Raw genomic sequence first — 8490 nt, 5'->3', positions numbered from 1 at the left:
GGGAAGACAGAGAGCCGGGAACCTTCTACCGGGCAGATACACTGGAAGATCTGGACATCACCTGCTTTGACGGCGTGGGCCTCATCTCCAAAGAGTATGCGGAGGTGGTGGACAAGGCTTGCTGCGGCAGCCACACCCACACCTCCTTCCAGATCCGTATGCCCTACATCAAGGGAATGCTCCATCAGGTGGATTTCAAAGATTTTTTGAAGAGAAGCGGTACCCAGAGCATCGTAGATATTTGGGGCAAGGCGCACCCTGTTCGCAGTGTGGACATCATCCTCACCCGCAGTCAGTTCAAGGCCTACGGATGGCTGCGGGAGAACGGTATGACCTGGGAGGACTACTGGGACGCCTTCCGGGACTACAATCACGCCCTGTACATTACCAACCTGAGCAAGACGGAGCCGGAGAAACTGGTAGAGCTCAACTATCAATTTCTCTCCACCCTCTCCATTCAGCCGGAGGAGTTTCGCCCCGCCGATCTGCCGGAAGGCTGGGATCACAGTCCAGAGGATGATCCCCGGCAGTGGCTGACCAAGGCCACCGAGGCGGCCTACTATAACTTTCGTGCCAATGAGGCATATCAGCAGGAATACTTTCGTAAGGGCCTGAGCCAGCCCAGGGGAAGCCGCGCGCACATCATGGCACGGGTGTTGGAGAAGAACCCGAAGTTTATCCGCGAGCCTATTTACGTGGAACAGCTGGACGGACAGGCCCGAAAGATCCTCCGAGGCTACGCCGTTGGGCGGTTGCTGGTGCCGGGAGACAACCGATTCCTCTCCGGTGATCTGCTGGAGCTGCTGCGGCAGTTAATTGCGCCCCGTGTGTTCCAGATGCCCGGTGAGCGGGACTTCTGCAATCAGGTGCTGGGAGATTTCTTTGCGGAGGACAGCTTCTTTGCACCCGGTGCGGCCTATGACCACGAGGACAGCTGCACCCTTCTCCGCAATCCCCACATCGCCCGGAACGAGGAATTGCAGCTGTCCGTGTACCCAGAGGGAGACGACCTGCGCCAACACTACCTGGGCCACCTCACCGATGTGGTCATGGTGTCCGCTGACAGTTTGGCAGCGGAGCGGCTGGGCGGCGCCGACTACGACGGCGACCTCATCAAGACCATTGCCGATCCCATTCTGAACCGATGTGTGAAGCGGAACTATGACTACGATGTCCATCAGCAGCTCTCCAATAACGCCAACCTGCCCCTGCTGAAAATTCCATCCTTGTCCGCACCCAAGTCCGACGCTAACGACTGGCAGGCCCGGTTTCAGACGGTGGAGAACACCTTTGCTGCCCGCATTGGACAGATCTGCAACGCCGCCCTGGATCGCAGCGTCATCGCCTACAACAACCACGCCGACCCGGAGGAGCGCAAGCGGTGCCGCCGGGACTTGGAGGCCCTGGCCATCTACAGCGGACTGGAGATCGACGCGGCCAAGACCGGTGTGCGGCCCAACCTGGATGAATTTCTGAGCGGACGGAAGGTAAAGCGCACCCCCTTCCTCCAGTACAAATATCTGTTGGAGCGTGCGGAGGAGCGCCGCCGCGCCTGGTATGAGTCCACCCACCGGGAGCGGCTGGAGGCCTTCTTTGCTGGGATTGACTGGGATCAGGTGGACTCTCCGGTGGAGCGGTTGCCCTGGCTGGCCCGCCAGCTGGAGCGCAACACGCCCAAGATTCAGGAGAAACCAGCGAAGGACAGCGAGTTGTTTGCCTTTGCCCAGAAACGAAACTGGAAGAGGCAGCTGGACCAAAACATTCTTTCTTCTGTCTCTGCCTTGCTGTGGGACTACGAGCACTGTCTCTCCCGCATCCGGGCCTGCCGCGCCCCTGCCAAGGGACAGCAGCGGAAAACGGACATTGACCGCATTCTCTACGCCAGGGGACAGGAAGAAGTCTACGACAGCGACGAACTGTATGCCTTCTTCCAGCAGCTCTCCCCGGAGCGTATCGCCGCTCTGCGAAAGTCCATCGTGGACCAGCAGTGGCACCTGCTGGCAGAAGGACAGAGAGAAACATTTCTGCGGGAGCATCTGCCGGAGGCGGCGGACTACTACGATCTGCTGACCGACTTCCGCCACGGCGGATTCCGCATGTTGGGGGATCTGGTCTGCGACATCGACGATCTGGAAGCGGCCCGGGAGCGGAAACAGCTCCGCCGCCCGGCGGACTCCCCGGCCTTCCAGAAGATGATGGAGACCTATCTGGCTGCCCCCTTCAGCGGCAATGAGCGGGCCGTGGTGTCCAAGGTCTGCCGCAAGCTGTTGAATAAGATCATCCGTCCCAGCCTGGCGGCGCCCTATGTGGTGGCTCTGGGTAAGCGGAACCTGCTGTGGGATCTGCTGCCGGACCGCATTGAAGAACATGTTCTGGAGGTGGACCATGCTGAATGAGTGGACGGAGTTTCAGGACTACGCCGGTGTGGTAAACTACACCGCCCGGAACAAGCAGGACACCACCTATCTGGGCCGGTTCACATTCGACACCATCCTGGATTTCGAGGGACTCAACCGGGTGCTGACCATCCTGGCAAGAGGATTTCTGTTTCATAATGAGGATGGCAGCCCCGCCGAAATGCCCCGGGATCGCATCGACTACGCCAAGCGAGGCCTGTGCGCTTGGTGCAGTGTGCCGGACAGCAAAAAATCCACGCCCCGGGAGGCGTGGCAGTTTGGCAGTGAGTTTGGGGAACTTCATTCGGAATTCCCCGGCCTTGTGGATGAAAACGGCAGCGGATGGTTTCATAGGCATGTGCATCGGGTGGTGGATTTCGTGCGGAAAAATCCAGAGAAGGTGTCCAGCAGCGCTCAAAAGAAGTGCGCCTCCATTGAGAAAGGCTTTGACCATGCCTGGCAGGACAAGGTGATCCAGATGCAGATTCCCCTGTTCGCCCCCACCACCAAGGGGCAGTGGGGCCTGCGGTTTGACAGTTTTCTGGCCCAGGCGCTGGAACTTGGGCCGCTTGGCAGCGAAGATCCGGAACTTTCGCCTGCGCTGGTGGAGCGACTTCGCAGCCTCACGCCCAAGGGCGTTCCCGTGGAGATGGTGGAGACGCTGGTGGCCTACTACTTTGCCAACAAGACGGAGGACTCCGACTGGGTGGTGCTGCCGGTGGCCAACTTTGACGCATATTTCGGCACCACCAGCTTTGGGCGTAAGTATCTCAGGCAGATCCCAGAGACCATTTTAGAGCGATCTGAAACAGGCTTTGGGCTTTGCCGGTACCGGTTGGAGGCAGAATTGGATGACAAGCAAGAAGAAAAGTTACTTTAGAAGTGGTTTTAACATTCCTTTTTGAAAGGGAAATTTTTGAACTATGCCAGTGCTGGTAAACTTTGTAAGGAGGCACAGAATCTAATGCTTCATCTAAAAAAGTCTTCCGTAATTTTGGCCCTCCCAGAAATGGCGCATATCACGACATAATTGTTAGTAAATGCTCATCAAAAGAGGATAATTACTTTTCACACCTTGTAAATCATGCTATACTTAACATAAGGGGTGAGATAACAATGTCTCAAACAACAAAATGGGCAATGGCTATGGCGTTGAAATGTATTATGACACAAAAGCCTCTGTCTAAAATCACGATTGCTGATATTACGGAAGCCTGCGGCATCAACCGCATGACATTCTATTATCATTTCCAAGATATCTTTGATCTCATTGATTGGATATGCCAAGAAGAAGGTGCTAAGGCCATACAAGGACGAAAAAATTATAAAACTTGGCAGGAAGGTTTTCTCGCTTTATGCTGCGCAACAAGGGAGAATAGGGCATTTGTGGAAGGTGTGTATCACTCCATCCAGCGAGAAAAAATTGAGAATTATCTTTGCCGAGTTGTTTATGATTTGCTGTTTGATGTTGTATGTGAACTATCCAAGGACTACTCCATTTCTCTCGAAAACAAACAGTATATCGCCGATTTTTACAAACATGGATTTGTGGGTATCATGTTGGAGTGGGTCAAGTATGGAATGAAAGAAGATCCGAAAATATTTGTCAGTCGGGTGAGTCAGATGATACATGGCCAACTTCTTTTAGCTATTAAAAATATGGCAGAGACACCAATTTTATCAAAAGAGCTGGAATGATAAAACTTTTTACAAAGCCTCTCGGATGATGTAATTTTCATCATCCGAGAGGCTTTGTTTATTGTTTGGACATTGGAGAAAAGATACAATGAAGGCAAAGAAATGACGAAGGAGGCCATTTGAATGTATTATTCCAGTGGAAACTATGAAGCTTTTGTTCGGCCACTCAAACCGGAGGGTGTGGAACGAAAATCTGCCTATATTGTTGGAACCGGTCTGGCAGCTTTGACTGCTGCCTGCTACTTGGTGAGAGATGGGCAGATGCCGGGAAAACGCATCCATATCTTTGAGAAGGATCCTATCCCCGGCGGGGCCTGCGACGGCTGGGAGTACCCGGGCTTGGGGTATGTGATGCGGGGCGGCCGTGAGATGGACAACCACTTCGAGGTGATGTGGGACCTGTTTCGATCCATTCCCTCCATTGAGAACCCGGAACTGAGCGTGCTGGACGAGTACTACTATCTCAACAAACGGGACCCCAACTACTCCCTCATGCGGGCCACCCAGAACCGTGGGGAGGACGGTCACACCGACGGGAAGTTCGGCCTGTCCGACGCCGGGGCCATGGAGATCATGAAGCTGTTCTTCACCCCCGACGAGGAGCTCTACGACAAGCCCATCACAGACTACTTTAGTGACGAGGTGCTGAACTCCAACTTCTGGCTCTACTGGCGCACCATGTTCGCTTTCGAAAATTGGCACAGTGCCCTGGAGATGAAGCTCTACCTCCGTCGCTTCATCCATCACATTGGCGGTTTACCCGACTTCAAGGCTCTCCGCTTTACCCGTTACAATCAGTACGAATCCATGATCCTGCCCATGGTGACCTATCTGGAGAAGGCAGGCGTACAGTTCCACTACAATACCAAGGTTATTGATGTGGAGTTTGACATTCGCGCCGGTCAAAAGCTTGCTCGTCGCCTCACCTTGCAGTTTGAAACCGGAGAGGAACAGATCGATCTTATTGAGCAGGATCTGGTCTTTATCACACCGGGTGGCTGCGTGGAGAACTCTGCTCTGGGTTCTCAGAACACTCCCGCTCCTTACAAGCCGGAGCTGAAAGAGGGTGGCGGCTGGGATATGTGGCGGCGCATCGCGGCCCAGGATCCTTCCTTCGGTCATCCCGAGAAGTTCTGCGGCGATCCGGAGAAGAGCAACTGGATGAGCGCCACCGTCACCACCTTGGATGACAAAATTCCGCCCTATATTCAAAAAATCTGTCAGCGGGATCCTTTCAGCGGCAAGGTGGTCACCGGCGGCATCGTCACCGTGAAGGATTCCAACTGGCTTTTGAGTTGGACCTTCAACCGCCAACCCCAGTTCCGCAGCCAGCCCAAGGGCCAGCTGGTGGGCTGGATCTACGGTCTGTTCAGCGATAAGCCCGGCAACTATGTGAAAAAGCCCATGCGGGAGTGTACCGGCAAGGAGATCTGCATGGAGTGGCTCTACCACTTGGGTGTACCTGAGGGGGAAATTGAGTCTCTGGCCGAGTGCAGCGCCAATACTGTCCCCTGCATGATGCCCTATATCACCGCCTTCTTTATGCCCCGGGCGGCGGGGGACCGACCGGATGTGGTGCCCAGGGAGGCTGTCAATTTTGCCTTCATCGGTCAGTTCGCAGAGACCCCCCGAGATACCATCTTCACTACGGAATACTCCATGCGTACCGGCATGGAGGCGGTATATACCCTGCTGGACATCGACCGGGGAGTGCCAGAGGTCTGGGGCAGTACCTTCGATGTTCGAGACCTGCTCAATGCAACGGTACAGTTGAGGGACGGCCGGAAGATCACAGATATGCATTTGGGCTTAAAAGAGCGGATGGCATTGAAGGAAGTGCTGAAAAAAATCTCTGGTACGGATGTGGAGAAGCTGCTAAAGGAATATCATGTCATCTGACCTTTAATACCTTTTCCACTAAATAGACCGATATCGTATTTTAGCAATTCTTTCAGTTAGAACATTTGTAAACCGTGCAGTGCATAGCCGTGCGGTAAGCAGCACTTAATGGAAAGATACTATTTGAAAAGGAGAAATAGAAGATGGACGTTTCTATGCAGATAAAAAAAACAGCTCTGCGCACAGCGCTGGGATATATTGAAAAAAATCCCGAGGAAAATGTGCTTAAACTGATGGACTGGGTGGATAAGCTGGCAGGAGATGGACCGAACAGCTTCCCCGCACAGCGCAAAGCGTTTCGAAATGTTTTAAACGATCCGGAATGTAGCATGTACCAGCTCATTATGAGCGTTTTCCGGGACATTGACAATGATGTGTTGAAGGTGGTTTTTGAGAACTTCTTCCTGAACGCCAGTCTAATCGGCTGGCCCAAGCAGGAACACTATCGTAAGGAGTTGAACTGCAATATTCCTTGGGCGATTCTCATGGATCCTACCTCTGCCTGTAATCTTCACTGTACTGGCTGCTGGGCTGCTGAATACGGCAACAAGCTGAACCTGACATACGAGGAACTCAGCGACATTGTCCGCCAAGGCAAAGAGTTTGGAACTTATATGTACATCTTCTCTGGCGGTGAACCTCTGGTTCGGAAAAAGGACATCCTCCGGCTGTGCACCGAACACAGCGACTGCCAGTTCCTGGCTTTTACCAATGCCACTCTGATTGATGATGCGTTTGCGAAGGAAATGCTGCGGGTGAAAAACTTTATTCCCGCCATCAGTGTAGAAGGGTTTGAAGACGCTACCGATTTTCGACGGGGGGCGGGCACCTATCAGGCAATCATGAAGGCTATGGCTATTCTGAAACAATACAAATTGCCCTTTGGTGCATCCTGTTGCTACACCTCGAAAAATGTGGACTCCATCAGCTCCGAGGCTTTTATCGATCATCTGGTGGAGTGTGGGGCCAAGTTCGCCTGGTTCTTCCACTACATGCCGGTGGGTAACGAAGCAGTGACCGACCTGCTGCCCAATCCGGAGCAGCGTAAGCTCATGTACCGGAAAGTGCGGGAGTACCGTTCCACCAAGCCCATCTTCACGATTGATTTTCAGAATGACGGCGAGTATGTAGGCGGCTGCATCGCAGGAGGCCGTAACTATCTCCATATTAACGCCAATGGCGATGTGGAACCCTGTGCGTTTATCCACTACTCTGACTCCAATATCAGAGAAAAAACCTTGCTGGAAGCTTTCCAATCTCCTCTGTTTATGGCCTATCACAACCACCAGCCCTTCAATTGCAACCACCTGCGTCCCTGCCCCATGTTGGAGAATCCTGACATGTTAAAAATGATGGTACATCAGTCCGGAGCCCATTCTACGGATCTTCAATCTCCGGAGAGTGCTGACCATCTGTGTGACAAGTGCCGTAACTATGCTGCTTGTTGGGCCCCGGAAGCGGACCTTTTATGGAACGAAAGAAATAAGAATTGAGCCAATGGGCTGTCTCTGACAGAGCAAGCCGTCGGAATCTCTGTTTGCGGCAGAGATTTCGACGGCTTCTAAATTATGGGGAGATTTTATGATAAGTGTTACACAAATTGCACTTGGGCTTATTGGAATAGTTTGTATCTTGTTTCCAAAGCAAATCACCTCTCTTTTACCATATTTGATGGGCATTATGATGATCCTAATTGGCCTGATTGGTATCCAACCAGTTGGGGAAAAATTCCGGCAGGCTCCTGACATATTTGCTCGTAAATTGGTTCTATTGATCTTGGGACTTTCTTTTCTGGTTCAAGGCAAAACCGCGCTGGTGCCAATAGGAATTATCTGGGCCGTCTTGGGGCTTTGGAAGACGACAGATGCTTTCGTTGACTTCTGGGAAGCATATCAGGCAAAACAGGGGGTCCTATCTGCTCTCGGAGAACTACTTATTCGTCTGATTTTATCTCTCCTTCTGTTATTTGACCCGTATGGAAAATTCACACCACATATTGCTATTTTGGGGGCGACACTGTTGCTAAACGCCATTTTCCCCGAAAGGCGATGAAATCGGATGAGATAGTCGTTATAAACTTTTCGAGGTGCCCTATGAGAAAAAGTCTGTCCCCAAAGAAAAAAATAGTATGTTCCGCAATACTCAGTTTTCTTACATTGTTTACCTTGCTTTGGTTTGTTTTCCGAAACCACTATAAAGAAATATTTCAAAACATTCAAACAGCCAGTATAAGAGGCTTGCTTTGGATCCTTTGCATGGGATTTGTCTATCAACTCTTAGATAGTTTGCTCTGTCTCATATTCGTAAGAAGGACGATTCGTTTTTTTTCTTTCAAACAGGCGGTAGAGGTCACGCTATTGGGTGTGTTTGGAAATGTTGTTACCCTTTCTGTGGGATCAATCCCCATGCAAAGCGCTTATTTAGGGTCTACTGAATGGCTGGAACATTTGGAAATCTCGGAAAAATGACCAGCTCGCCGAGGTCAAAATCGTAGTCC

6 protein-coding genes are annotated in these 8490 nt (G+C 52.0%); all 6 read left to right on the top strand.

The features are described 5' to 3' along the window. Positions 1-2396 (top strand): RNA dependent RNA polymerase (locus I2C21_RS17025; RefSeq protein ID WP_195279863.1); only part of this gene is annotated, 2396 nt, incomplete at its 5' end. Next, positions 2386-3276 (top strand): hypothetical protein, encoded by an 891-nt coding sequence (locus I2C21_RS17020; RefSeq protein ID WP_195279862.1) that lies wholly within the window; start codon positions 2386-2388, stop codon positions 3274-3276. The genes I2C21_RS17025 and I2C21_RS17020, both read left to right, overlap by 11 nt. 236 nt (positions 3277-3512) lie before the next feature. Next, positions 3513-4094 carry a TetR/AcrR family transcriptional regulator gene (locus I2C21_RS17015; RefSeq protein ID WP_195279861.1) on the top strand — a complete coding sequence of 194 codons (582 nt, stop codon included), beginning with the start codon at positions 3513-3515 and terminating at the stop codon, positions 4092-4094. Between the two features lie 123 nt (positions 4095-4217). Further along, positions 4218-5993 (top strand): oleate hydratase, encoded by a 1776-nt coding sequence (locus I2C21_RS17010; RefSeq protein WP_195279860.1) that lies wholly within the window; start codon positions 4218-4220, stop codon positions 5991-5993. Between the two features lie 143 nt (positions 5994-6136). Beyond that, positions 6137-7486, top strand: a complete 1350-nt coding sequence (locus tag I2C21_RS17005) for a radical SAM/SPASM domain-containing protein (RefSeq protein ID WP_087233316.1) — start codon at positions 6137-6139, stop codon at positions 7484-7486. An 88-nt stretch (positions 7487-7574) separates the two neighbouring features. Then, on the top strand, positions 7575-8045 hold the full coding sequence (locus tag I2C21_RS17000; protein WP_087233313.1) for a hypothetical protein: 471 nt from the start codon (positions 7575-7577) through the stop codon (positions 8043-8045). Positions 8046-8490: the final 445 nt, after the last annotated feature.

Source organism: Clostridium sp. J1101437_171009_A5 (genome assembly GCF_015547905.1).
GTDB lineage: Bacteria > Bacillota > Clostridia > Oscillospirales > Oscillospiraceae > Pseudoflavonifractor_A > Pseudoflavonifractor_A gallinarum.
This window is presented reverse-complemented; position numbering and strand designations above follow the sequence as displayed.